We start from the raw sequence: 24104 nt of genomic DNA, 5'->3' as shown, positions 1-24104 counted from the left end.
TGCAGGTCATTAGCGGTTATAGACCGCGCGCGGCGAGAATCAAAACAACAAATCATTATATAAAAATCAATATAATCAATAAGTTAATAAATATTGCCAGCACAAAAAGGACGCGCTTTCGCGCATCCTCAAGGGAAATAAATAACAACGAAAATAGACGTCGTGCAGGATGCTTATTCCGCGGACACCGGAACTAATACGTCTTTTACCAGCGGGTCATCGGTGGTTTTTAACCACGTCTGGATCCGTTGGTCAGAAAAAGCCTGTTTTAATTTGACGATATTTTCCTGCGATAAATACGGCGTACCAATCACTAATTGCGAAGCAAAGGTGCGCGGCGCCGGCGGGAATAATATGCCTTTCTCCCGCGGGACTTTCCCGGCGTCAAATTGAGAAACATAGCCGATGGCGGCATCCACCGAATTTAACGCCCGCGGCATGGTCAGCAGATCCAGCTCTTTAAAGACAAACTGATGCGGGTTACCGACAATATTTTTCAGCTTCGCCGTGCGCGGCTCCACCGCCGGGTCGAGCGAGATCAACCCAATGCGCTGGAGCAGCCACAGAGCCTGCCCCTGATTGGCGCCGTCGTCAGGCACGACAATAGTCGCGCCGTTAGGCAATGCCTGTACCGACGAGTAGCGGTCGGAATAGATACCGAACGCCCACTGGAACACCGGCACCGTGGTCGACAGCGCAAAGCCGTTAGCGTCCACCACCTGTTTAAGCCACCACTGATGCTGATAGATCGTCCCGGCATACTGTCCTTCCGCTACTGCGCGGTCAGCCTGGACCGGATCCTGCACCCCCACCGCCTCCAGTTTCAGACCGTAATCGGGCGCAATATGCTGATTAATATACTCAATGATCCGCTGCTCTCCAGCCATCGCCGGCTCGTAGTGAATTTTTAACGTGCTGCCGAAGACCACCTGCTGGCTTTGGGTATGTCCCCGCCACCACCAGAAGGCGATGGCGAGCAGGATAATCACCGCCAGCGCTGCCAGCCAGGGCCAGCGCCGCGCTTTACGTAACTCAAATTGTTCTGTTGTCATACAAGGTTCCCCTGCGTGTGGCGTAAACGGTTGACCAGACGGTCACCCAAAAATTGAATCAACTGGATCGTGGCGATCAGGGCAACGATCGTCGCGATCATGATGTGGTTGTCGAAGCGCTGATAGCCGTACACCACGGCCAGGTAGCCGATGCCGCCAGCACCGATGGTCCCGGCGATAGCCGAATACTCGATCATCGAGACCAGGTTTAGCGTCACCGCCGCCACCAGCGCGGGCAAGGCTTCACTGAGCTGCGCGCTGGCAATGATTTGCCAGCGTGACCCGCCGCAGACGATCCCCACCGCGGTGACCTCCGCCGGTAATTCGCGCAGCGCGTTCTCCACCAGACGGCCAAAGAACGGGACGCCGGCGGCGATCATCGGCACCACCGCGGCGGGGATGCCAATCGTGGTGCCGGTCAGCCAGTATGTGAACGGGATAATGGCGGCCATCAGCACCAGAAATGGCAGCGAGCGTCCCATGTTGACCACCCAGTTCAGCAGCCGGTACAGCAGCGCGTGCGGAAATAAACCCCGCGGCGAGGCGTTAAACAACACCACCCCCACCAGCCCTCCCAGCGTGACGACAAACAGCATCACAATGGCCACCATCAGCCAGGTTTCGCCATAAGCGGGGAGCAGCAGCGAAGGGATTTCGCCCCAGGGGGTATCCTGGCTGATGACTGTCGGTTTCATACCGCCTCCCTGAGCAATGGCGCGCTGCCGAGGATCTCCGCCGTAATGCCGAGCTGCGCCAGCAGGCCCTGCAGTCGCGCGGGCGACAGGCGTTCGCCCTGAAAACGCACTCCGGCCTGCAGGCGACCGGCCAGCCGACCATTGATCACCTCGACGTGACCGCCAAGGAGATCGATCTGCAGCGCCCACTGCTGGCTCAGGCGGCTGATCCAGTCGGTGGCCACCGGCACATCCCAGGGTAGCTCAGACGCAGCAGCAGATCGCTGTGGGTCGCTGCCGCCGGCGTCAGCGGCAACAGCTGCTGGCCGAGCAGAGAATCGGGGCGCGCCAGCAGATCTTCGATCTGCCCGTACTGGACGATCGTCCCGTCGCGGATCTCCGCTACCGCATCCGCCGCCGTGCGCACCGCGTCCATTTCATGGGTGATCAGGACGATCGCCAGCTGGTACTCGTCACGCAACCGCTTGAGCAGAGCCAGCACCGAGGCCGTGGCCTGAGGATCGAGGCCGGAGGTGGCTTCATCCGCCAGCAGAACGGACGGGCGCAGCGCCAGCGCGCGGGCAATGCCGATCCGCTGGCGCTGGCCGCCTGAGAGCTGGGCCGGCCAGGCATCCGCTTTGTGGCTCAGGCCAACGCTCTCCAGCAGCTCGCCAACCCGCGCCTTGATATCGCGCTCCACCACACCAAGCCACGCCAGCGGCAGGGCGACATTCTCCCAGGCGGTCCTGCGGCTCAACAGCGCCGAAGACTGGAAAACGGTGCCAATCGCCCGCCGCTCCCGGCGCAGCGCCTCGCCGGACAGCGCCGACAGATCCTGGCCATTGATACGAATGCTGCCGCTGTCCGGTTGCTCCAGCAGACTGATGCAGCGCGCCAGGGTTGATTTACCGGCGCCGCTCGGCCCCACCACCGCGGTGATGGAGCGCTCAGGCACCTGCAGCGACAGCCCTTTCAGCACCGCGCTGAGCCGGCCATCCGCCGTGCGATAACTTTTATGCAGGTCATCGATAGCGATCATGTCACCTTCTCCTCTACCGATGCCGCCGTGCGCGCATCGCGGCGGTAGCTGGCGCCCGGGTGAGGCGCGGCCAGACGCGGGCCGGCGCCGAACAGTTTTTCGCGCAGGGTCCCCTCGCGGTACTCCTGCTTAAAGACGCCGCGCTTTTGCAGCTCAGGCACCAGCAGCTCGACGACGTCGCGGAAGGTTTCGTGAGTGACGGCATAGGCGAGGTTAAAGCCATCGACGTCCGTCTCTTCGACCCAGGACTGCAGTTCGTCCGCCACGGTTTGCGCGCTGCCGACCACCAGCGGACCGAAGCCGCCGATCCCCGCCCAATCGGCCAGAGCCTGCACCGTCCACTGGCGGTTCGGATCAGCGGTCGAAAAGGCCTCCACCGCCGACTGAATGGCGTTGGTGTGCAGATACTTCAGCACCTGATCCGGCTGATACTGGCCGAAATCGATCCCCGTCCAGCCGGAGAGCAGCGCCAGCGCGCCTTCATAGCTGACGTACTGCTTATATTCCTGCCACTTCGCCTGCGCTTCGCGATCGGTGTCGCCGACAATCACCGTCTGCAGGTTGAAGATCAGGATGCTGTGCGGATCGCGCCCCGCCTCAGCCGCCCGGCGGCGAATATCCGCCACCGTCTTCTTCAGCAGCACCTTCGACGGCGCAGCGACGAAGACGCATTCGGCATGGCCGGCGGCGAACTGTTTGCCGCGGCTGGACGCCCCCGCCTGATACAGCACTGGCGTGCGCTGCGGGGATGGCTCGCAGAGGTGGATCCCCGGCACGGAAAAGAACTGTCCCTGATGGTTAATGGGATGGATTTTCCGCGGATCGCTGAAGATCTTACGCTCTCTGTCGCGCAGCACCGCCCCGTCCTCCCAGCTTCCCTCCAGCAGTTTGTAGATCACCTGCAAATACTCATCGGCATAGTCATAGCGGGTGTCATGGTCGGTCTGGATTTGCTGACCGATATTACGCGCCCCGCTCTCCAGATAGGAGGTGACGATATTCCAGCCCACCCGCCCTTTGGTCAGATGGTCGAGCGTCGACAGACGACGAGCGAAAGGGTAAGGGTGCTCAAACGACAACGAGGCGGTCAGGCCGAAGCCCAGATGCTCCGTCACCAGCGCCATCGGGGTGATCAGAGCCAGCGGATCGTTGACCGGGACCTGCGTCGCCTGGCGGATCGCCGCGTCGCCGCTGCCGTCCAGCACGTCATAGATCCCCAGCACGTCGGCGATAAACAGCCCGTCGAACTTGCCGCGCTCCAGCAGCCGCGCCAGATCCACCCAGTACTCCAGATCTTTATACTGCCAGGAGCGATCCCGGGGATGCGCCCACAGGCCCGGCGACTGATGGCCGACGCAGTTCATATCGAAAGCGTTAAGACGAATTTCACGTTGTGATGACATAGCAATCTCCATAGCGCGGCCCGTCGCCAGGGCGCACGCGGCAAAATGAATCAGGGAAAATAAAGGGAGGTATTCAGTACGCAGGACATCGGGAGTCCTGCGGGATCCCGAGCGTGAGTAACGCTTGCGCCGCCACGTCAGCGGCATGGTCGGCTACCTGCGGCAGGCCCATCAGTTCGCCAAAACGCCCGCGGGCGGCCGGACCAGCCACCAGCACTGGCAGCGCCTCAACGTGCGGCTCAGCCACTGCCCGGGAACGGCTGTCTACTTCCAGGCCCATGCCGAGGGCATCGGCGCGAATCAGGCCGCGGCGGGCGAGGTCCTGTAAAAATGGCTGGCTGTCGGTCAGGGCGCGGTGTGCGGGTCCGGTGGTCAGGATCAGGTGATCGACGCTCAGCGTCTGCACGCCGCCGCCGCGCCGCGACAGCGTCAGACGTAACGTCTCGCCTTCACCGCTCATCGACAGTAACCTGGCCGCCTGCACCTGCAGACTGCCCGTGTGCTGGCGCGCCTCCAGTACCTCGGCGACCTGCGGCGCCACGCGGTAGCGGTGGACATCCCAGTAATGGCGCAGATGGCGCAGAAAACGCTGGCGATCGGCGACGCTGAGCGCCTGCCAGATCCGCTGCCCTTGTTGACGAACCGCGTCCAGCACCACCTGCCAGCTCAGGCCCTGCTGCGCCGCATAGGCGACGTCGAGGCGGATCTGGCGCAGGCGCTGACGCAGGCTGCCCTGCTGATAGTCGCCAGGCCAGGTTGCACCCGCGCCGCTAAGGTTGCCGCGCGACAGCAGGCCGTGGCGCGAAAAGGCGACGATACTGCCGCGGTGGCCCAGCCGGTCCAGCGTCGCGACCGTATCGGCCATGGTTAATCCGGTGCCCATCACCGCCACCCGGGCATGCGGGGCGATGGCATCGAGCGCGCCGGGCTGCCACGGGTTGGCAATCAGCGCCGGATGATGGCGCCAGGCTTCGACCTGCGCCGGCAGCGAAGGCGGTGGATGACTGATCGCCAGCACCAGCAGATCGGCCTTAAGCTGCAGGCCGCCGTCGGTGGTCACCGTCCCCTGATGAAAAGCGAGCGCCCGATCGCGCAGGTGGCGAAGCCGTCCGCCGCTGGCTACCGCGGCGTCGGCAAAACGCTGTGCCACATAGCGACCAAACTGGCCGCGCTGAGGATAGACAGAACCGTCCGGGCGCAGCGCCTGCACATCGACGGCAAAGGCAGGCTGATGGCGGTACCAATGATCGAAGGCGCCCTCTTCGTCGCCGGCCAGCTGCATGCGAGCGGCCGGGACGTTAATCCGGTGCGTCGGCTCCGCAGTGGAGTAGGCCACCCCTGCCCCGGGGGACTGGCGCGGCTCCAGCAGCGTCACGCGCACCCCGTTCGGCGCCAGGCGCAGCAGCTCAATCGCCACCGCCGCGCCGCTAAAGCCGCCGCCGATAATCACGATATGTGGTTCTGCACTCATCGCTGCCCTCCTCCGGTATGCTGTCTCATGGTCGCGCTCCGGGCCATTAGCTGGCGCTGACCTGGCGCACCGGGCGCTTATCGCCGCCGATGGTTTCGCCAAACGGACCGGTGTTCACGCTACGCGCCTTCGACGAGGCCGCGTTTTCCAGCGGCAACAGAGGCATCACCAGCTCAGCAAAGCGGTGCGCTTCTTCCAGATGCGGGTAGCCGGAAAAGATAAAGTTACTGATGCCGAGCGCCTGATATTCGCGGATGCGTTCCGCCACCTGCTGTGGATTACCCACCAGCGCGGTACCCGCGCCACCGCGCACCAGCCCGACGCCGGCCCACAAATTGGGCGCAATGCGCAAATTATCGCGCGATCCCTGATGCAGGGCGCTCATCCGCGCCTGGCCGGCCGAGTCCATGCGGGCGAAGATCTTTTGCGCCTGGGCGATGGTATCGTCGTCAAGATGGGCGATCAGCCGGTCGGCGGCGGCCCATGCCTCTTCTTCCGTTTCGCGCACAATGACGTGCAGACGAATGCCATACTGCAGGGTGCGTCCGCGGACCGCGGCGCGCTCGCGCACCACCGCCAGCTTCTCCGCCACCAGTTCCGGGGGTTCGCCCCACGTCAGATAGCTGTCGATCTGCTCGGCCGCCACATCAATGGCCGCATCAGAAGAGCCGCCGAAATAGAGCGGCGGGCCATTCTCCTGCACCGGCGGGAACAGCACTTCAGCGCCTTCCACGTGAATATGCTCGCCGTGATAGTCCACTTTTTCCCCGCGCAGCAGGCGGGTGTAAACATCGAGAAATTCGCGGGTCACCTGATAGCGCTCGCTGTGGCTGAGGAAGATACCGTCGCCTTTGTTTTCCACCGGGTCGCCGCCGGTGACGACGTTGATCAGCAGCCGACCTTCCGATAAACGGTCGAGGGTGGCCGCCATCCGCGCCGCCAGGGTTGGCGGCTGCAGGCCCGGCCTGACCGCCACCAGATAGCGCAGACGGCGAGTCAACGGCGCCAGCGCCGAGGCCACCAGCCACGAATCTTCACAGCTTTTACCGGTGGGGATCAGCACGCCGTAGTAGCCCAGGCTGTCGGCCGCCAGCGCCACCTGCTGCAGATAAGGTAAATCGACAGGGCGTCCACCCTCGGTGGTACCCAGATAGCGGCCATCGCCATGAGTAGGTAAGAACCAGAAGACATTGATCTTGTCGGGAGCTTGCTGCGTCATTATCTATTTCCTATATAACCATATCCGATATTTATCGAAGAGATGTTTTAATTTGGTTATATGAGTGTTAGCGATAATCATGCCAATGGTGAATAAAAAATTAATCTTTTAAAAACAATGGGATAAAAACAGCTTCGCCGCGCCACGCTGTTGCAAATCACGCAGCCGCCGCGCATCCGCTGGCGCATTTGCAACAGCCGCTGGCCTTCCCCCTCTGGTTTCCGCTGCCGCCGCAGGATAAGTTCAGAGCGTCAATGATCGGAGGCCCGCTATGCTGAACCCAGAATCCCCTTCCACCGCTCCTGCGCTGATCGACCCGGCGTCGAAGGCTTTCCAGAGCCTGCTGGACAAGCTCGCGCCGACGGAGGCTACCGTGCTGATCGTGGGCGAAACCGGCACCGGCAAGGAGGTGGTGGCGCGCTATCTCCATCATCACAGCGCCCGTCGTCAGCAGCCGTTTCTGGCGGTCAACTGCGGCGCACTGACCGAGAGCCTCGCCGAAGCCGAACTGTTTGGCCATGAGAAAGGCGCCTTCACCGGCGCACAGCAGGGGCAGCCCGGCTGGTTTGAAGCCGCGGAAGGGGGGACGCTGCTGCTGGACGAGATCGGCGAATTAAGCTTGCCGCTGCAGGTCAAGCTGCTGCGGGTACTGCAGGAGCGTGAAATTACCCGCGTCGGCTCACGCAAAGCGATTAAAGTGAATGTCCGGGTGATTGCCGCCACCCACGTTGACCTGGCCCAGGCGATCCGTGAGCGCCGCTTTCGCGAGGATCTCTACTATCGGCTGAATATCGCGGTGGTGCCGCTGCCGCCGCTGCGCCAGCGTCGGCAGGATATCCCGCTGCTGGCGCACCACTTTTTATCACTCTACGCCCGGCGCCTCGGGCGGCCAACCCTGCGTCTGGCGCCGGAATCACTGGCCCGGCTGATGGACTATTCGTGGCCGGGCAACATTCGCGAGCTGGAAAACACCCTGCATAACGCAGTGCTGCTCAGTAAAGAGGAGGAAATTAGTCCTGCCCAGCTGCGCCTGGCGACGCTCAACGACGCCCCGTCGCCAGCGAACGACCATGAACTGGATGACTTTATTCGCCACCAGCTGGCGCTTCCCGGCGAGCCGCTGTGGCAGCGAGTCACCAGCGCCCTGATTCGCCACGCCATGGTGCATTGCGATGATAACCAGAGCCAGGCGGCCGCGCTGTTGGGGATCAGTCGGCATACCTTGCGCACCCAGCTTGCCAACCTCGGGCTGATCAAAAGCCGCCGCCGCCCGCCTGCGCCGCCGCGGGTGTTCGCCAGCGAGGCCGGGGCCGATCGCGAACTGCGCATTGGCTACCAGCGCTTCGGCAGCCTCGGGATCCTGAAAGCCCGCCAGAGTCTGGAAACCGCCTTCGCCAGCCTCGGCGTCAACGTGCTGTGGAGTGAGTTTCCTGCCGGACCGCAGCTCCTCCACGCCCTCGCCTGCAACGAGATCGACTTCGGCACCACCGGGGAAGCGCCGCCGGTGTTTGCCCAGGCCAGCAATAGCGAACTGATGTACGTCGCATGGGAGCCGCCGGCACCGCGCAGCGTGGCGATGGTCGTCCCGCAGGAGAGCGACATTCGCCAGCTCAGCGATCTGCGCGGCAAACGCATCGCCCTCAATAAGGGATCGAATGTCCACTGGCTGCTGCTGCAGATCCTCGAAGACGCCGGGCTGGGGCTGAACGACGTGCGGGTGGTCTATACCCCGCCGAAATACCCGCTGACCGCCAGCGACTACCTGGCGGTTGACGCCTGGATGATGTGGGACCCGCTGCTCAGCGACGCCGAGCACACCGGCGAGCTGCGGGTGGTCGCCAGCGGCGAAGGACGGGTCAACAACCATCAGTTTTATCTTTCGCGACGGGACTACCTCGCTCAGCATGGCGATATCATGCGCCGTCTGCTGACGGAGCTGACCCACACCGGGCAGTTTATCGACTCACATCGTGGCGAAGCGGCCCGCTTACTCTCGGCAGAGCTGGGGATTGACGCCCGGTCACTGAGCATGGCCCTCGCCCGCCGCAGCCATCGCCCAAGGCCGATGGATCTGTCAGTGATCCGCGCCCAGCAGACTATTGCCGATCGCTTTTACGCCCTTGGGCTTATCGCCAAACCGGTTTCGGTGCGCGAAGCGGTGTGGTACGGCGAACCCGCGCCCGGTATCGTCAGCCCGATGATGGCGGTCAGTTAGCGAAATTTGCGCGTTATCTTCCTGATTGTTCAGGCGCAGATAGCCTCGATCCGATGGCGATGTTACCCTAAAGACGCTGAGAATAAGGGGGTATCTGTGGCTGTTCATCTGTTAATCGTCGACGCGTTAAATCTGATCCGCCGCATCCATGCGGTGCAGGGTTCGCCCTGCGTCGATACCTGCCTGCATGCGCTGGAGCAGCTGATCGTCCACAGTCAGCCCACCCACGCGGTGGCGGTGTTTGATGATGAAGATCGCGCCCACGGTTGGCGCCACCAGCGCCTGCCGGAGTACAAAGCCGGCCGCGCGCCGATGCCGGAAACGCTGGTGGACGAGATGCCAGCGCTGCGGGCCGCCTTCGAACAGCGGGGGATCCGCTGCTGGGCCTCGCCGGGCAGCGAAGCGGACGACCTCGCCGCCACTCTGGCGGTGAAGGTAGCTCAGGCGGGTCATCAGGCCACCATCGTCTCCACTGACAAAGGCTACTGTCAGCTGCTGTCACCCACCATCCGCATCCGCGACTACTTTCAGAAGCGCTGGCTGGACGCGCCCTTTATCGCCAGCGAGTTCGGTGTCACTCCGGAGCAACTGGCGGATTACTGGGGGCTGGCGGGGATCAGCAGCTCGAAGGTGCCGGGCGTGGCGGGCATTGGACCCAAAAGCGCCGCCCAGCTGTTGAACGAGTTTCAGGACCTGGAGGGGCTGTACGCCCGTCTGGCCGAGGTCCCGGAGAAGTGGCGCAAAAAGCTGGCCGCGCATCAGGAGATGGCCTTCACCTGCCGGGAAGTGGCCCGCCTGCAGACCGACCTACAGCTGGACGGTAATCTGCAGCAGCTGCGGCTGATGCGCTGACTATCGTTAAGAGAGGTGTCGGTGCAGGGTAACGGCTCCCGGCACCGACTGCTTCCCCCGGGACGGGCAATCACCAGGCCGCCTGATATAACCCGACGATATCGGCCAGGCGCGCCTCGCGCGGGTTACCACCGGTACACACATCCTCCAGCGCCGCCTGCGCCAGCGCCGGAATATCTTCTTTCCTGACGCCCACCTCGCGCAGATGGCCGGGAATACCGACATCGCGGTTTAGCTGGCAGACCGCCTCCACTGCCGCCTGGCGCGCGGCAGTCAGGCTTAACGCTTCCACCCTGACGCCCATCGCCCTGGCGATATCGCGATATTTTTCCCCCGTCGCCTCAGCATTAAAGCGCATCACGTGCGGCAGCAGGATGGCATTCGCCACGCCGTGCGGCGTGTTGTAAAAAGCGCCGAGCGGATGCGCCATGCCGTGCACCAGCCCGAGCCCGACGTTGGAAAATCCCATTCCCGCGACGTACTGGCCCAGCGCCATGGCTTCGCCCGCGCCGGCGTCCCCGGCAACTGAGCCGCGCAGCGCCCCGGCAATGATCTCGATGGCCTTGAGGTGCAGCGCATCGGTCAAAGCCCAGGCGCCGCGAGTGAGATACCCTTCGATAGCGTGCGTCAGAGCGTCCACGCCGGTGGCCGCCTTCAGCGCCGGCGGCATGGCGTCCATCATATCGGCATCGATAAAGGCCACCTGCGGAATATCATGCGGGTCGACGCAGACGAACTTGCGCCGCTGTTCTTCATCGGTGATAACATAGTTAATCGTCACCTCCGCCGCGGTACCCGCGGTGGTCGGCACCGCGAAGATCGGCACGCTGGGCTGACGGGTGGGCGACAGCCCCTCCAGACTGCGGACATCGGCGAATTCCGGGTTACGCTGAATAATACCGATCGCTTTACAGGTATCCTGCGGCGAACCGCCGCCGATGGCGATCAGGTAATCCGCCCCGCTGCGCTGAAAGGCCTGCAGTCCCTGCTGAACCACGGCAATGGTCGGGTTAGGGATCACGTCGCTGAACATATCCCATGCCAGCCCGGCGGCATCCAGTTTGTCGGTGACTTTCGCCACCACGCCGCACCGGGCGAGCGTGCTGTCGGTCACGATCAATGCTTTGCGATAACCGCGCCGCGCCACTTCATCGGTTAATGCGTTTATCGCCCCCCGGCCAAACCACGCCGTTTCGTTGAGGATCATTCTGTTTGCCATCGCGTCTCTCCTGTTAGCGTTGCGGCATCACTCTTCAATGCGTAATCCGTAGGTTTTGAACTTCTCCAGCACGATGGCGATCGCCTCGTCATCCAGCACCGGTACCGGGTCGGTAATCGCCAGGGTGCTGAGATAGAGCTGGGCCAGAACTTCCACTTCATGCGCCAGCCAGAGCGCTTTCTCCAGGCTGGCCTCGCAGGCGATCAGGCCATGATGTTGCAGCAGCGTCGCCTTGCGGTGCTTCAGCGCCACAGCGACATGTTCAGACAGCTCGCGGGTGCCGAAGGTGGCATAGGGCGCACAGGGGATCGAATTCCCGCCGGCCGCGGCGATCATATAGTGGATGGCCGGGATGGGCCGGTTGAGGATCGACACCGCCGTACAATGGACAGCGTGATTGTGGACCACCGCCTGGGCATCGGGCCGCGTCTGGTAGGCCGCCTGATGAAAACGCCATTCGCTGGAGGGCAGTTTTCCCTGCTCATGCTGGCCGTCGGCATCAATAAAGACGATCTTGTCTTCCGTCAGCTTTTCATACGGGATACCGGTGGGGGTGATCAGCATTCCTCCCTGATAGCGCACGCTGACATTGCCGGCGGTCCCCTGATTTAACCCCAGGTGGGTCATTTCCAGGCAGGTATCGATAATCTGCCGGGCCAGTCTGTTTCTTTCCATTGCGTTCCTCTTTTGGTGACTCATCATCCGTCAACGGCAGGGCAACGAAAATATCGTCGGCTACCGTGGGATAGGGTGAATAATGGTCTTCATCATCAACCTGAATAATCAAAGGGGAATTTTCATGACTATATTTTGTGAACCGCGTCAATAATTCCGCCATGGAAAGATGAATTACGTCCGTTAAGAGAGCGTTTAAAATGCCCGTTCTTAATAATATTTAATCAAGCGGGCATTTTATTTTCTTGTAACATTTGCCCGTTTTCCACGATATACATTCATTCGGTCATTAGCGTTGTGGTTTTGTGAATTTATTTTCTCAAACGGTCAGCGTTTTTGAAAAATTAAAGTGACAATTATCACATAAAATGGCCCGCAGAACGTTAAGTGTGACCATCATCATATTAACAGGCGGTTTTTATTTGAAAATGAAGCCATGAGTTCCGCCGTGACTTTCATTTCACTCACCGGCGCGTCACCTGAGCTCACTTAATTTTGCGGTCTGCTGCAGCACCAGACTGCGCCCTGAACGCTGTTGTAAATGCTTCTGAACCGATGAGGACGCTATGGGAAACACAACGATACCAACGCAAAGTTACCGCGCCATGGAGAGCGGGCAGAGTAAGAGCTACATTATTCCTTTTGCTCTGCTGTGCTCCCTCTTTTTTCTGTGGGCCGTGGCCAATAATCTGAATGATATTTTATTACCCCAATTTCAACAGGCCTTTACCCTGACTAATTTTCAGGCCGGATTAATCCAGTCGGCTTTTTATTTTGGCTATTTTGTTATTCCCATCCCCGCCGGGATGCTGATGAAAAAATTCAGCTATAAAGCAGGTATTCTTACTGGCCTGTTTTTATATGCCTGCGGCGCCGCGCTGTTCTGGCCTGCCGCCGAAGTGATGAATTACACCTTATTCCTGATTGGATTATTTATTATCGCCGCCGGGCTTGGCTGTCTGGAAACGGCAGCCAACCCATTTGTGACCGTCCTCGGTCCGGAAAGCGGTGGTCACTTCCGCCTTAATCTGGCCCAGACCTTTAACTCCTTTGGCGCCATTATTGCCGTGGTATTTGGCCAGAGTCTTATTTTGTCTAACGTCCCGCATCAGCCGCAGGAGGTGCTGGATAAAATGACGCCGGAACAGCTCGGCGCCTGGAAGCACAGCCTGGTCCTGTCGGTACAAACCCCCTATATGATTATCGTGGCCATCGTCCTGCTGGTCGCCCTGCTGATCGTCTGCACCCGCTTCCCCTCCCTGCAGAGCGATGACCACAGCGACAGCGCGCAGAGCACCTTCCTCGCCTCGCTGACGCGCCTGATGCGCATCCGTCACTGGCGCTGGGCGGTGCTGGCCCAGTTCTGCTACGTCGGCGCGCAAACCGCCTGCTGGAGCTACCTGATTCGCTACGCTATCGAAGAGATCCCGGGCATGACGGCCGGTTTCGCCGCCAACTACCTGACCGCCACCATGGTCTGCTTCTTTATTGGCCGTTTTACCGGCACCTGGCTTATCCGCCGCTTTGCGCCGCATAACGTGCTCGCTATCTATGCGTTTATCGCCATGCTGCTCTGTTTGCTCTCCGCCTTCAGCGGCGGCCACGTCGGTCTGCTGGCCCTGACCCTGTGCAGCGCCTTTATGTCCATTCAGTACCCGACCATCTTCTCGCTGGGGATTAAGCATCTGGGCCAGGACACCAAATATGGCTCGTCCTTTATCGTCATGACCATTATCGGCGGCGGGATCGTCACCCCGGTAATGGGCTTTGTCAGCGACGCCGCCGGCAATATCCCGACCGCCGAACTGGTCCCGGCGCTGTGCTTCGCCATCATCTTTATTTTTGCCCGTTTCCGTTCACAAGCGGCGACGAACTAAACCTGTTATCCGCATAACCTGAGGGATCTGTAATGAAAAAAATCAGCTTACCGAAGATCGGTATCCGCCCGGTAATCGATGGTCGTCGCATGGGGGTCCGCGAGTCGCTGGAAGCGCAAACCATGAACATGGCGAAAGCCACCGCCGCGCTTATCAGCGAGAAACTGCGCCACGCCTGCGGCGCCCGGGTGGAGTGCGTGATTGCCGATACCTGCATCGCCGGCATGGCCGAGTCGGCCGCCTGTGAAGAGAAATTCAGCAGCCAGAACGTCGGCGTCACCATCACCGTCACCCCCTGCTGGTGCTACGGCAGCGAAACCATCGACATGGATCCGCTGCGCCCGAAGGCCATCTGGGGCTTTAACGGCACCGAACGTCCGGGGGCGGTCTATCTGGCCGCCGCGCTGGCGGCCCATAGCCAGAAAGGGATCCCGGCGTTCTCCATCTACGGGCATGACGTACAGGATGCCGATGACACCTCGATCCCGGCGGACGTCGAAGAGAAGCTGTTGCGCTTCGCTCGCGCCGGCCTGGCCGTCGCCAGTATGAAAGGGAAAAGCTATCTGTCGCTGGGCGGCGTCTCAATGGGCATCGCCGGCTCCATCGTCGATCATAACTTTTTTGAGTCCTGGCTCGGCATGAAGGTACAGGCTGTCGACATGACGGAGCTGCGCCGGCGAATCGATCAGAAAATCTATGATGAAACCGAGCTGGAGATGGCGCTGGCGTGGGCGGATAAACACTTCCGCTACGGCGAAGATCAGAACGCCGAGCAGTATAAGCGCAATGAAACACAGAGCCGCGCGGTGCTGAAAGAGAGCCTGCTGATGGCGATGTGCATCCGCGACATGATGCAGGGCAACCCGAAACTGGCGGAAAAAGGGCTGGTGGAGGAGTCGCTGGGCTACAACGCCATCGCCGCCGGTTTCCAGGGTCAGCGCCACTGGACCGATCAATACCCCAATGGCGATACCGCCGAAGCGCTACTCAACAGCTCTTTTGACTGGAACGGGGTGCGCGAGCCGTTTGTCGTCGCTACCGAAAACGACAGCCTCAACGGCGTGGCCATGCTGATGGGTCATCAGCTCACCGGCACCGCCCAGGTGTTTGCCGACGTGCGCACCTACTGGTCGCCGGACGCCGTTGAACGGGTCACCGGGCAGCCGCTCACCGGGCGGGCGGAGCACGGCATTATTCACCTGATTAACTCCGGCTCTGCGGCGCTGGACGGCTCCTGCCAGCAGCGTGACGCGCAGGGCAACCCGACGATGAAACCTCACTGGGAGATTGAACAGAACGAGGCGGATGCCTGCCTCGCGGCGACCGAATGGTGCCCGGCGATCCACGAATACTTCCGCGGCGGCGGCTTCTCTTCCCGCTTCCTGACCGAAGGCGGCGTGCCGTTCACCATGAGCCGGGTGAACATCATCAAAGGCCTGGGGCCGGTGCTGCAAATTGCCGAAGGCTGGAGCGTGGCGCTGCCCAAAGCGATGCACGACCAGCTCGACGCCCGTACCAACTCCACCTGGCCCACCACCTGGTTTGCCCCACGCCTGACCGGCAAGGGTCCGTTCAGCGATGTTTACTCAGTCATGGCCAACTGGGGCGCCAACCACGGCGTGCTGACCATCGGCCACGTTGGTGCGGATTTCATTACCCTCGCCGCCATGCTGCGCATTCCTGTCTGCATGCACAACGTGGAAGCGGCGAAAATCTACCGCCCTTCCGCCTGGGCCGCTCACGGCATGGACATCGAAGGTCAGGACTACCGCGCCTGCCAGAACTACGGGCCGCTGTATAAGCGTTAACAGGTTGGTTTTGCCCGGTAGCGCAGGCTTACCGGGCCTACCGACGCGCTCTGTTAGTAGGCCGGATAAGCGCAGCGCCATCCGGCCATGTTGTTTCGGGAGTCACTATGAAGCAAGACGTTATCCTGGTCCTCGACTGCGGCGCCACGAACGTGCGGGCGATGGCCGTTGACCGACAGGGAAACATTATCGCCCGCGCCGCAACGGCGAACGCCAGCGACATCGCGGCGGAGAGCAGCGACTGGCACCAGTGGTCGCTGGAGGCCATTATGCTGCGCTTTGCCGACTGCTGTCGGCAGATCCATGACCAGCTGGCCTCCTGCACGGTGCGCGGCATCACCGTCACGACCTTTGGCGTCGATGGCGCGCTGGTGGATGAGCAGGGTGCCCTGCTGTATCCGATCATCAGCTGGAAATGCCCGCGCACCGCGGCGGTGATGGAGAATATCAGCCAGTATATGCCAGCACACCAGCTGCAGCAGATTACCGGCGTCGGCGCGTTTGCGTTCAACACCCTGTATAAGCTGGTGTGGCTGAAAGAGAACCACCCGCAGCTGCTGGCGCAGGCCCATGCCTGGCTGTTTATTTCATCGCTGATCAACCACCGGCTGACCGGGGAGTTCACCACCGACCTCACCATGGCAGGCACCAGCCAGATGCTCGATCTCCGGCAGCGCGATTTCAGCGCGCCAATCCTGCAGGCGACCGGCCTGCCGCGCCGCCTGTTCCCGCGGCTGGTTGAAGCAGGCCAGCCGATCGGCGCCCTGCAGCCAGATGCCGCTGCGCTGCTGGGCCTTCCCGCCGGGATCCCGGTTATCTCGGCCGGGCATGACACCCAGTTCGCTCTGTTTGGCGCTGGCGCCGGGCAGGATGAGCCGGTGCTCTCTTCCGGGACCTGGGAGATCCTGATGGTACGCAGCGCCCAGGTTGACACCTCGCTGCTCTGTGGCTACAGCGGCTCCACCTGCGAACTGGACAGCCAGCCGGGCCGCTATAACCCCGGGATGCAGTGGCTGGCCTCCGGCGTGCTCGAGTGGGTGCGCAAACTGCTGTGGAGCGCTGACACCCCGTGGCAGACGCTGATTAACGAAGCGCAGGCGATCCCGCCCGGCGCCCAGGGCGTCAGGATGCAATGCGACCTGCTCGCCAGCCAGCACGCCGGCTGGCAGGGTGTCACGCTCACAACCACCCGCGGCCATTTTTACCGCGCCGCGCTGGAGGGGTTAAGCGACCAGCTGGCGCAGCATCTGCAAACGCTGGAAAACATCGGCGGCTTCAGGGCGCAAGAGCTGCTACTGGTCGGCGGCGGCAGCCGCAACGCGCTCTGGAACCAGATCAAGGCCAACCGACTCGGGATACCTGTCAAAGTCCTCGATGATGCCGAAACCACCGTGGCCGGCGCGGCGATGTTTGGCTGGTATGGCGTGGGCGAGTTCTCTTCGCCGGAACAGGCCAGAGCGCAGGTCGCGTACCGCTACCGCTATTTCTGGCCACAAACTGAACCTGAACTGATAGAGGAAGCCTGAGATGCTCAAAACCATTTCCCCGCTGATATCGCCGGAACTGCTGAAAGTGCTGGCCGAAATGGGCCATGGGGATGAAATCATTTTTTCCGATGCCCACTTCCCGGCGCACAGCATGGGGCCCCAGGTGATCCGCGCCGATGGCCTGCGGGTCAGCGATCTGCTGCAGGCGATTATCCCGCTGTTCGAGTTAGACAGCTACGCGCCGCCGCTGGTGATGATGGCCGCCGTCGAAGGCGATGCGCTCGACCCGACGGTGGAACAGCGCTATCGGCAGGCGCTCTCGGCGCAGGCGCCCTGCCCGGACATCGTGCGGATTGACCGCTTTGCCTTCTACGACCGGGCGCAAAAAGCCTTTGCGATCGTTATCACAGGAGAGTGCGCTAAGTACGGAAATATCCTTTTAAAAAAAGGAGTCACGCCGTAATCTCATGCCGGAGCGTCTGCATCAGGCAGACGCTCAATCAATGATGGGGTGAGAATAAATGAAAGCGGCCCGCCAGCAGGCGATCGTCGATCTCTTGATCAACCACAGCAGCCTGACCACCGAAACCTTGTCAAAACAGCTCAACGTCAGCAGGGAAACCATTCGCCGCGATCTGAGCGAGCTGCAGGCGCAGGGCAAAGTGCTGCGCAACCACGGCCGGGCCAAAGTGATCCACCAGCGCAGCCAGGACAGTGGCGACCCTTTTCACATGCGGCTGAAAAGCCATTACGCGCATAAAGCCGATATCGCCCGCGAAGCGCTGGCCTGGATTGACGAAGGGATGGTGATCGCCCTCGATGCCAGCTCCACCTGCTGGTATCTCGCCCGCCAGCTGCCCGACCGCCCGCTGCATGTCTTTACCAACAGCCAGCCCATCTGCCAGGAGCTGGCCAAACGCGACCAGATCACGCTCACCTGCTCCGGCGGCACGCTGCAGCGGAAATATGGCTGCTACGTGAACCCGGCGCTGATTTCCCAGCTGAAATCGCTGGAGATCGATCTGTTTATTTTTTCCTGCGAAGGCATCGACCCGCAGGGCGCGCTGTGGGACTCCAATGCGTTCAATGCCGACTTTAAATCGATCCTGCTAAAACGGGCGGCACAGTCGCTGCTGCTGATCGACAAAAGCAAGTTCAACCGCTCCGGCGAGGCGAGGATTGGTCATCTGGATGACGTGACGCACATCGTGTCGGATGCGCCACAGCCTTAATAACAGGGCGGGAAGGCCGGAGAACACCCACGCGTCTCCGGCCTGCGGTGTAGTGATTAACGCTCGTCGCGACGTCCGCCGACGGCGGCCCACAGACGACGCACGTGAACGGTCACCTCTTCACGATCGTGATACAGCTGACGCGCCTGGATCTGGGCGTTGATACCGTGCTCGTCCAGCTGTTCCTGGATATAGGCCAGGTTGCGCGAAAGCTCTTCGTAGCGCTTTTTCATCGGCAGCTTAAGGTTGAAGATGGTTTCACGGCACCAGCCGTTGACCAGCCACTGCGCCATCAGCGCCGCCACTTTCGCTGGTTTCTCTACCATGTCGCAGACCATCCACGAGATGTTGTTGCGGTTCGGACGATAGCGGAAGCCATCTTCGCGCAGCCAGGTCACCTGGCCGGTGTCCATCAGGCTCTGCGCCATTGGGCCGTTATCCACCGAGGAAACCCACATATTGCGTTTCACCAGCTGATAGGTCCAGCCGCCCGGGCAGGCGCCGAGATCGACGGCATACATACCGTTCGCCAGACGCTCATCCCACTCATCCGCCGGAATAAAGACGTGGAACGCCTCTTCCAGCTTGAGGGTGGAGCGGCTCGGCGCATCGGACGGGAATTTAAGACGCGGAATGCCCATATAGAACGGCGAGTTGTTGTTAGACAACGAGTAGCCGGTGTAGCAGCAACCGGGGGCGATAAAGAACACATGGACCACCGGACGTTTTGACGTTTCATAGTTGGTCAGCACGCCCGCCTCACGCAGCGCCGCACGTAACGGTACCGTAAACTTACGGCAGAACTTCATCAGCTCTTTGCTTTCGTTGGTATCCGCCACTTCCACGCGCAGCTCGCCACCCTTCTCCACCACGCCCTGCAGCATACCGACGATCGGGGAAATCCGGTCTTCCGGCGGCAGATCGCGCAGCAGTTCGCCGACCACAAACATCTGGCGGGCGAACACCAGGGAGCTGAACGGCAGTTCGCGCACCAACTTTTCGCCATCTTCGGCCTGATAGCACTCAAAAATCACATAGCCGGAGTCATCTTTGACCCGGGCAAAACCAAATACCTCAAGGCGGGCGGCCTTATCGGTAATTTCTGCTGCGCACTCTTTCTCAAACCCAGGGCGACAATAGAGGACAACCTTATTCATGAACAACGCCCTTACGTTTCAGACGAATTGCACCAATTAACATTAAAACCCAACCGGCGAGGAAGCTTACGCCGCCCACCGGGGTCACGAACGCCCACAGACGTAAATGAGACAGCGCCAGACAATAGAGGCTGCCGCTGAACAGCACGGTCCCTAACGCCAGAAACACGCTGCTCCAGTAGAACCAGATACTGATCCGACGCTGCATCGCCACCGCCAGACCAAAAATCGCCAGGGTATGGAAGGCCTGATACTCCAGGCCGGTATGGATCCAGGCCATCTCCGCCGCGCCGAGCGATTGACTTAATACATGCGCGCCAAAGGCACCCAGAGCCACAAAGATAAAGCCGCTAATCGCGGCGAATATCAGCATAAAACGGCTGGTCATGTTTTTACCCTACAAGTATTTATTGTTCATAACGAAAGCGGAATTTTTCTTGCTCACTTGCCGCTTTCGCCAGGATCCATTGCCGGAAAGCGGCTATTTTACCCAGTTCTGCCTGACTGTCATGGCAAACAAGGTAAAACGCATTCTTACTGACCAGAACATCATTAAACGGACACACCAGACGACCGGCTTCAATTTCGGACTGCGCCATCACGTTGTTGGCCAGCGCCACACCCTGCCCGTGAATGGCCGCCTGCAGCACCATCGCGCTATGGCTGAAAATCGGCCCCTGTTGCACATTAATATGGCTTAGACCAAGCTGGCGGGTATAAGTTTGCCAGTCGCGACGGGACGCATCGTGAAGCAGCGTATGTTGCGCCAGATCGGCAGGCGTTTTCAATGCTTTGTCGCCGGTGAGCAAGAGCGGGGAACAGACCGGCAGCAGATACTCGGCGTACAATTTTTCCACACGCAGGCCCGGCCAGTTGCCGCGGCCGTAAAAAATCGCCACATCGACATCGTCCGCCAGCTTATCCTCCTGGCGGTCCACCGCCTGGATCCTGACGTCGATTCCCGGATAAGCTGAGTTAAAGCTTGTCAGTCTCGGCACCAGCCACTGAATGGCGAAACTTGGCAATAAACTGACCGTTAATGCCCCTTTGGCGCTGCGCGCCTGCAGTTTACGCGTCGCTTCCGTCAGTTGCGAAAAAATCTCTTTAATATCCTGAAAATAGCTCTGCCCTTCTTCCGTTAACAGCAGCGAACGATTGCGCCGCCGGAACAGCTTAAGGCCCAGAAAATCCTCGAGAGACTTGATTTGATGGCTGACTGCGGCCTGCGTCACAAAAAGCTCATCGGCTGCCCGAGTGAAGCTGAGATGACGTGCGGCTGCATCAAAAACACGTAATGCATTCAGAGGTGGTAATCGCTTCGACATGGTTATTCTGGCTTAGATGTTAACTCAATTTAACAAATAGGAAACAATGATTAACCTATTAGTTTTTTTTATCTGAGCCATTATAAATTGTCCGTTGAGGTTCTACCAGCAAATACCTATAGTGGCGGCACTTCCTGAGCCGGAACGAGAAGCTTTTTTTGGAATGCGTGTTCCATCAAGCTTTTGGCTTACGGTTGTGATGTTGTGTTGTTGTGTTTGCAATTGGTCTGTCTTTGCAGACCCTGGTAGCAAAGCTACCCCTTTTCACTTCCTGTACATTTACCCTGTCTGTCCATAGTGATTTAATGTAGCACCGCAACGCGCGGTGCTTTTTTTTGCCTTTTTACTGCCTTACTCGTCCAGCTCACCCAGCTGTTTCACGTCAGAGCGATTGATCTGCTGTTTGTTGCCCCACGCGTCCTTATACGAGATCATGCCAGTATCATTATCGGTTTGCGGTTTCCCGTCGGTAACGATGGTTCGCCCATCATTGGTATGCATCACATAGTTAGAGGAACAGGCGCTCAGGCCTAAAGTCAGCATACAGGCAGAGATAATCGCAGCGGCCTTAGTCATTTTCATTTTTCTCTCCTTACGGCTATTTATACTATTCGTGACTCGTTAAGTAATAGGTTAAAACACAAACCCAACACTTTTCAGCATAACCCTCTTTGACCCACCTGGAGTCACATTCGGACAATTCCACAGGGCGCAGAGGCCTTGTCACGCCCGGCAAATTGCGCGACGATCGCGGGATTGATACGAGGAATTCCATGAACGCATTCAACCCGGCGCACTTTCGCGCGCAGTTTCCGGCTCTGGCCGATGCCGGCGTCTATCTCGACAGCGCGGCGACCGCGCTCAAACCGCAGGCGGTGATCGACGCCAGCGACCAGTTTTATCGCCTGAGCGCCGGCAACGTCCATCGCAGCCAGTTCGCCGCCGCCCAGCGGCTGACCGAGCGCTACGAGGCGGCCCGCGAGCGCGTGGCGGCGTGGCTTAACGCCCCGTCCGGCAAAGATATCGTCTGGACGCGGGGAACCACCGAGGCCATCAATATGGTGGCGCAGAGCTACGTCCGGCCGCGCCTGCAGCCTGGCGATGAAATTATCGTTAGCGAAGCCGAGCATCATGCCAACCTCGTGCCCTGGCTGATGGTGGCCGGGCAGACCGGCGCCAGAGTGGTCAAACTACCGCTTGGCGCTGACCGCCTGCCGGATATCGCCAGCCTCAGCGCGCTCATCACCCCGCGCAGCCGGGTGCTGGCCATCGGTCAGATGTCCAACGTCACCGGCGGCTGCCCGGACCTGGCGCAGGCTATCCGCCTTGCTCACGCCGCCGGGATGGTGGTGATGGTCGATGGCGCCCAGGGAGCGGTGCATTTCCCCGCTGACGTGCAGGCGCTGGATATCGATTTTTACGCTTTTTCCGGTCATAAGCTGTATGGCCCAACCGGGATCGGCGCCCTGTACGGCAAAAGCGAGCTGCTGGCGGCGATGTCGCCCTGGCTCGGCGGCGGGAAAATGATCGCCGAGGTCAGCTTTGACGGCTTTACGCCGCAGCCGGCCCCTTATGGTCTCGAGGCCGGTACGCCGAATGTCGCCGGGGTTATCGGCCTTAGCGCCGCCCTGGAGTGGCTGGCGCAGAGCGATATCGGCCAGGCGGAAAACTGGAGCCGCAGTCTGGCGAGCCTGGCGGAAGAGGCGCTGGCGAAACGGCCGGGCTTCCGCTCTTTCCGCTGCCAGCAGTCAAGCCTGCTCGCCTTTGAATTCGACGGTGTTCATCACAGCGATCTGGTGACGCTGCTGGCGGAGTCGGGCATTGCCCTGCGTGCCGGGCAACACTGCGCCCAGCCACTGCTGGCGGCCTTAGGGGTCAGCGGCACGCTGCGGGCCTCTTTCGCCCCCTACAATACCCAAGACGATGTTGCGGCGCTGGTCCACGCGGTGGATCGCGCCCTGGAAATTCTGGTGGATTAATGACAACTCTGCACCCCTTCGGCACAACCATTACCGACGCCACGCTGCGCCAGACCTTCGCCCCGCTGAACCAGTGGGAGGATAAATATCGTCAGCTGATTTTATTGGGCAAAAAGCTGCCGACGCTGACCGATGAGCGCAAAGCGCAGGCCCGGGAGATTGCCGGGTGTGAAAACCGCGTCTGGCTGGGCTATGAGGAGGATGCCGAGGGCAGGCTGCACTTCTTTGGCGACAGCGAAGGACGGATTGTGCGCGGTCTGCTGGCGGTGCTGTTGACCGCCGTGGAAGGAAAAACCCGCGCCGGGATCCTGGCACAGGATCCGCTGGCGCTGTTCGACGAGCTGGGGCTGCGCGGCCAGCTCAGCGCCTCGCGCAGCCAGGGCCTCAGCGCCCTGAGCGAGGCAGTGCTCGCCGCCGCCCGCAAGGTTGAGGTTTAAGCTCATCCCGGGGGCGGCGCTTGACGCGCCTTGCCCGGGCTACGGGCTCGTGCAGTTTTGTCGCCCGGACAGGTGCGCAGCGCCGCCTCCGGGGAATTGTCCTGTAGACCGGGTAAGGCGCCTGCGCCGCGACCCGGGAATTTACGTCGTCTGCCGCTCCGCTTTCGCCAGCATCTTCTTCAGAGCATGCGATACCGCGACAAAACCAAAGGTCGCGGTCACCATGGTGGCCGCGCCAAAGCCGGAAGCGCAATCCATCCGTTTCGGCCCTTCCGCCGTGCTCTTCATCGCGCAGACGCTGCCGTCCGCTTGCGGGTAGACCAGCGCTTCCGTAGAGAAGACGCAGTCCACGCCGAGCTTACCTTTACTGTTTTTCACCACTCCAAACTGACTTTTCAGCCGCTCGCGCAGTTTAGCCGCCAGCGGATCCTGGATGGTCTTCGCCAGGTCAGCGACCTGGATCTGCGTTGGGTCAATCTGACCGCCCGCCCCGCCGGTGGTGACCAGCGGCACTTTGTAGCGGCGACACCAGGCGATCAGCGCCGCTTTCGGCCGGACGCTATCGATCGCGTCGATGACATAGCTAAAGCCGACGCCCAGGTATTCGGCCACGTTTTCCGGGGTCACGAAATCATCCACCACCGTCACCCGACACTCCGGGTTGATGAGACGAATACGTTCCGCCATCACTTCCGCTTTCGCCAGCCCGACGTTGCCGCTCAGGGCGTGGATCTGACGATTAGTGTTGGTGACGCAGACATCATCCATATCAATAAGGGTAATCGCCCCGATGCCGGTTCTCGCCAGCGCTTCCGCCGCCCACGAGCCGACCCCGCCAATCCCGACCACGCAGACGTGGGCATCAGCAAAACATTGCAGTGCTTTTTCACCATATAAACGTGCCGTACCGCCAAAACGCTGGCGCCAGGCATCGCTGATTACAACAGACATAGAACCTCAGAACAAAATGACAGCGCCCGGAG

The 24104-nt window shown here is 60.7% G+C and carries 22 protein-coding genes and 1 pseudogene; 9 read left to right on the top strand and 14 right to left on the bottom strand.

The features are described 5' to 3' along the window. Window positions 1-173: 173 nt before the first annotated feature. The 7 genes and pseudogenes from CWM58_RS09155 to CWM58_RS28515 all read right to left on the bottom strand — a co-directional run bounded on the left by CWM58_RS09155 (window position 174) and on the right by CWM58_RS28515 (window position 7052). Window positions 174-1052: a MetQ/NlpA family ABC transporter substrate-binding protein gene (locus CWM58_RS09155; protein ID WP_100680780.1), complete on the bottom strand. Its 879-nt coding sequence runs from the start codon at window positions 1050-1052 to the stop codon at window positions 174-176. After that, complete coding sequence (locus CWM58_RS09150) at window positions 1049-1747, bottom strand: methionine ABC transporter permease (RefSeq protein WP_061153483.1); 699 nt, start codon at window positions 1745-1747, stop codon at window positions 1049-1051. Before CWM58_RS09150 ends, CWM58_RS09155 begins: the two co-directional genes overlap by 4 nt. Continuing rightward, window positions 1744-2765: pseudogene (locus CWM58_RS09145) on the bottom strand (methionine ABC transporter ATP-binding protein). The gene CWM58_RS09150 and the pseudogene CWM58_RS09145 overlap by 4 nt, the downstream one beginning before the upstream one ends. Continuing rightward, complete coding sequence (locus CWM58_RS09140; RefSeq protein WP_100680779.1) at window positions 2762-4168, bottom strand: LLM class flavin-dependent oxidoreductase; 1407 nt, start codon at window positions 4166-4168, stop codon at window positions 2762-2764. Before CWM58_RS09140 ends, CWM58_RS09145 begins: the two are co-directional and overlap by 4 nt. Window positions 4169-4241: 73 nt before the next feature. Continuing rightward, window positions 4242-5639 carry an FAD/NAD(P)-binding protein gene (locus CWM58_RS09135; RefSeq protein WP_100680778.1) on the bottom strand — a complete coding sequence of 466 codons (1398 nt, stop codon included), beginning with the start codon at window positions 5637-5639 and terminating at the stop codon, window positions 4242-4244. Between the two features lie 46 nt (window positions 5640-5685). Further along, window positions 5686-6858: an FMNH2-dependent alkanesulfonate monooxygenase gene (gene ssuD / locus CWM58_RS09130; RefSeq protein WP_100680777.1), complete on the bottom strand. Its 1173-nt coding sequence runs from the start codon at window positions 6856-6858 to the stop codon at window positions 5686-5688. Window positions 6859-6935: 77 nt separating this feature from the next. Beyond that, window positions 6936-7052: a hypothetical protein gene (locus tag CWM58_RS28515; protein WP_162676980.1), complete on the bottom strand. Its 117-nt coding sequence runs from the start codon at window positions 7050-7052 to the stop codon at window positions 6936-6938. A gap of 77 nt (window positions 7053-7129) precedes the next feature. On the opposite strand from CWM58_RS28515, the gene CWM58_RS09125 reads away from it, so the two are divergent. Together CWM58_RS09125 and xni are read left to right on the top strand one after the other, a co-directional pair. Beyond that, entirely contained in the window at window positions 7130-9073 is a 1944-nt protein-coding gene (locus CWM58_RS09125; protein ID WP_100680776.1) for a sigma-54-dependent Fis family transcriptional regulator, read from the top strand. A gap of 96 nt (window positions 9074-9169) precedes the next feature. Beyond that, window positions 9170-9925: a flap endonuclease Xni gene (gene xni / locus CWM58_RS09120; RefSeq protein ID WP_100680775.1), complete on the top strand. Its 756-nt coding sequence runs from the start codon at window positions 9170-9172 to the stop codon at window positions 9923-9925. 70 nt (window positions 9926-9995) lie between these two features. Here the strand turns inward: xni and fucO are convergent, their stop codons facing one another. Together fucO and fucA are read right to left on the bottom strand one after the other, a co-directional pair. After that, window positions 9996-11144: a lactaldehyde reductase gene (gene fucO / locus CWM58_RS09115; protein WP_100680774.1), complete on the bottom strand. Its 1149-nt coding sequence runs from the start codon at window positions 11142-11144 to the stop codon at window positions 9996-9998. A 27-nt stretch (window positions 11145-11171) separates the two neighbouring features. Beyond that, window positions 11172-11819, bottom strand: coding sequence for an L-fuculose-phosphate aldolase (gene fucA / locus CWM58_RS09110; RefSeq protein ID WP_064187453.1), 648 nt, complete (start codon window positions 11817-11819; stop codon window positions 11172-11174). Between the two features lie 566 nt (window positions 11820-12385). On the opposite strand from fucA, the gene fucP reads away from it, so the two are divergent. The 5 genes from fucP (at window position 12386) to fucR (ending at window position 18223) form a co-directional block, all read left to right on the top strand. Continuing rightward, window positions 12386-13696: an L-fucose:H+ symporter permease gene (gene fucP / locus CWM58_RS09105; RefSeq protein ID WP_061153477.1), complete on the top strand. Its 1311-nt coding sequence runs from the start codon at window positions 12386-12388 to the stop codon at window positions 13694-13696. 32 nt (window positions 13697-13728) lie between these two features. Then, entirely contained in the window at window positions 13729-15504 is a 1776-nt protein-coding gene (gene fucI, locus CWM58_RS09100; RefSeq protein ID WP_046622622.1) for an L-fucose isomerase, read from the top strand. Between the two features lie 107 nt (window positions 15505-15611). Beyond that, window positions 15612-17030, top strand: coding sequence for an L-fuculokinase (fucK, locus tag CWM58_RS09095; RefSeq protein WP_100680773.1), 1419 nt, complete (start codon window positions 15612-15614; stop codon window positions 17028-17030). A gap of 1 nt (window position 17031) precedes the next feature. Next, the gene (gene fucU / locus CWM58_RS09090) at window positions 17032-17454 is read left to right on the top strand and encodes an L-fucose mutarotase (RefSeq protein WP_017899197.1); all 423 of its coding nucleotides are present in this window, start codon (window positions 17032-17034) and stop codon (window positions 17452-17454) included. A gap of 58 nt (window positions 17455-17512) precedes the next feature. Then, the gene (fucR, locus tag CWM58_RS09085) at window positions 17513-18223 is read left to right on the top strand and encodes an L-fucose operon activator (RefSeq protein ID WP_012540709.1); all 711 of its coding nucleotides are present in this window, start codon (window positions 17513-17515) and stop codon (window positions 18221-18223) included. Window positions 18224-18279: 56 nt separating this feature from the next. Here fucR and rlmM read toward each other — a convergent pair whose 3' ends face one another. The 4 genes from rlmM to CWM58_RS09065 form a co-directional block, all read right to left on the bottom strand. Beyond that, window positions 18280-19380, bottom strand: a complete 1101-nt coding sequence (gene rlmM, locus CWM58_RS09080; protein WP_061153473.1) for a 23S rRNA (cytidine(2498)-2'-O)-methyltransferase RlmM — start codon at window positions 19378-19380, stop codon at window positions 18280-18282. Further along, on the bottom strand, window positions 19373-19768 hold the full coding sequence (locus CWM58_RS09075) for a DUF423 domain-containing protein (RefSeq protein ID WP_002915543.1): 396 nt from the start codon (window positions 19766-19768) through the stop codon (window positions 19373-19375). Before CWM58_RS09075 ends, rlmM begins: the two co-directional genes overlap by 8 nt. A gap of 19 nt (window positions 19769-19787) precedes the next feature. Beyond that, on the bottom strand, window positions 19788-20705 hold the full coding sequence (gcvA, locus tag CWM58_RS09070; protein ID WP_002915545.1) for a glycine cleavage system transcriptional regulator GcvA: 918 nt from the start codon (window positions 20703-20705) through the stop codon (window positions 19788-19790). 351 nt (window positions 20706-21056) lie between these two features. Next, window positions 21057-21281: a YgdI/YgdR family lipoprotein gene (locus CWM58_RS09065; RefSeq protein ID WP_002915549.1), complete on the bottom strand. Its 225-nt coding sequence runs from the start codon at window positions 21279-21281 to the stop codon at window positions 21057-21059. Between the two features lie 197 nt (window positions 21282-21478). On the opposite strand from CWM58_RS09065, the gene csdA reads away from it, so the two are divergent. Both csdA and csdE read left to right on the top strand, forming a co-directional pair. Further along, window positions 21479-22684 (top strand): cysteine desulfurase CsdA, encoded by a 1206-nt coding sequence (csdA, locus tag CWM58_RS09060; protein WP_008806276.1) that lies wholly within the window; start codon window positions 21479-21481, stop codon window positions 22682-22684. Then, window positions 22684-23121, top strand: coding sequence for a cysteine desulfurase sulfur acceptor subunit CsdE (gene csdE / locus CWM58_RS09055; RefSeq protein WP_100680772.1), 438 nt, complete (start codon window positions 22684-22686; stop codon window positions 23119-23121). Before csdA ends, csdE begins: the two co-directional genes overlap by 1 nt. Before the next feature lie 141 nt (window positions 23122-23262). Here the strand turns inward: csdE and tcdA are convergent, their stop codons facing one another. Next, entirely contained in the window at window positions 23263-24072 is an 810-nt protein-coding gene (tcdA, locus tag CWM58_RS09050; protein ID WP_008806278.1) for a tRNA cyclic N6-threonylcarbamoyladenosine(37) synthase TcdA, read from the bottom strand. Window positions 24073-24104 lie beyond the last annotated feature (32 nt).

The sequence above is a fragment of the Klebsiella sp. H-Nf2 genome (assembly GCF_002806645.1).
Taxonomy (GTDB): Bacteria; Pseudomonadota; Gammaproteobacteria; order Enterobacterales; family Enterobacteriaceae; genus Klebsiella; species Klebsiella variicola.
Note: the sequence above shows the minus strand (reverse complement) of the source record. Positions and strands in the feature narration are given on the sequence as shown.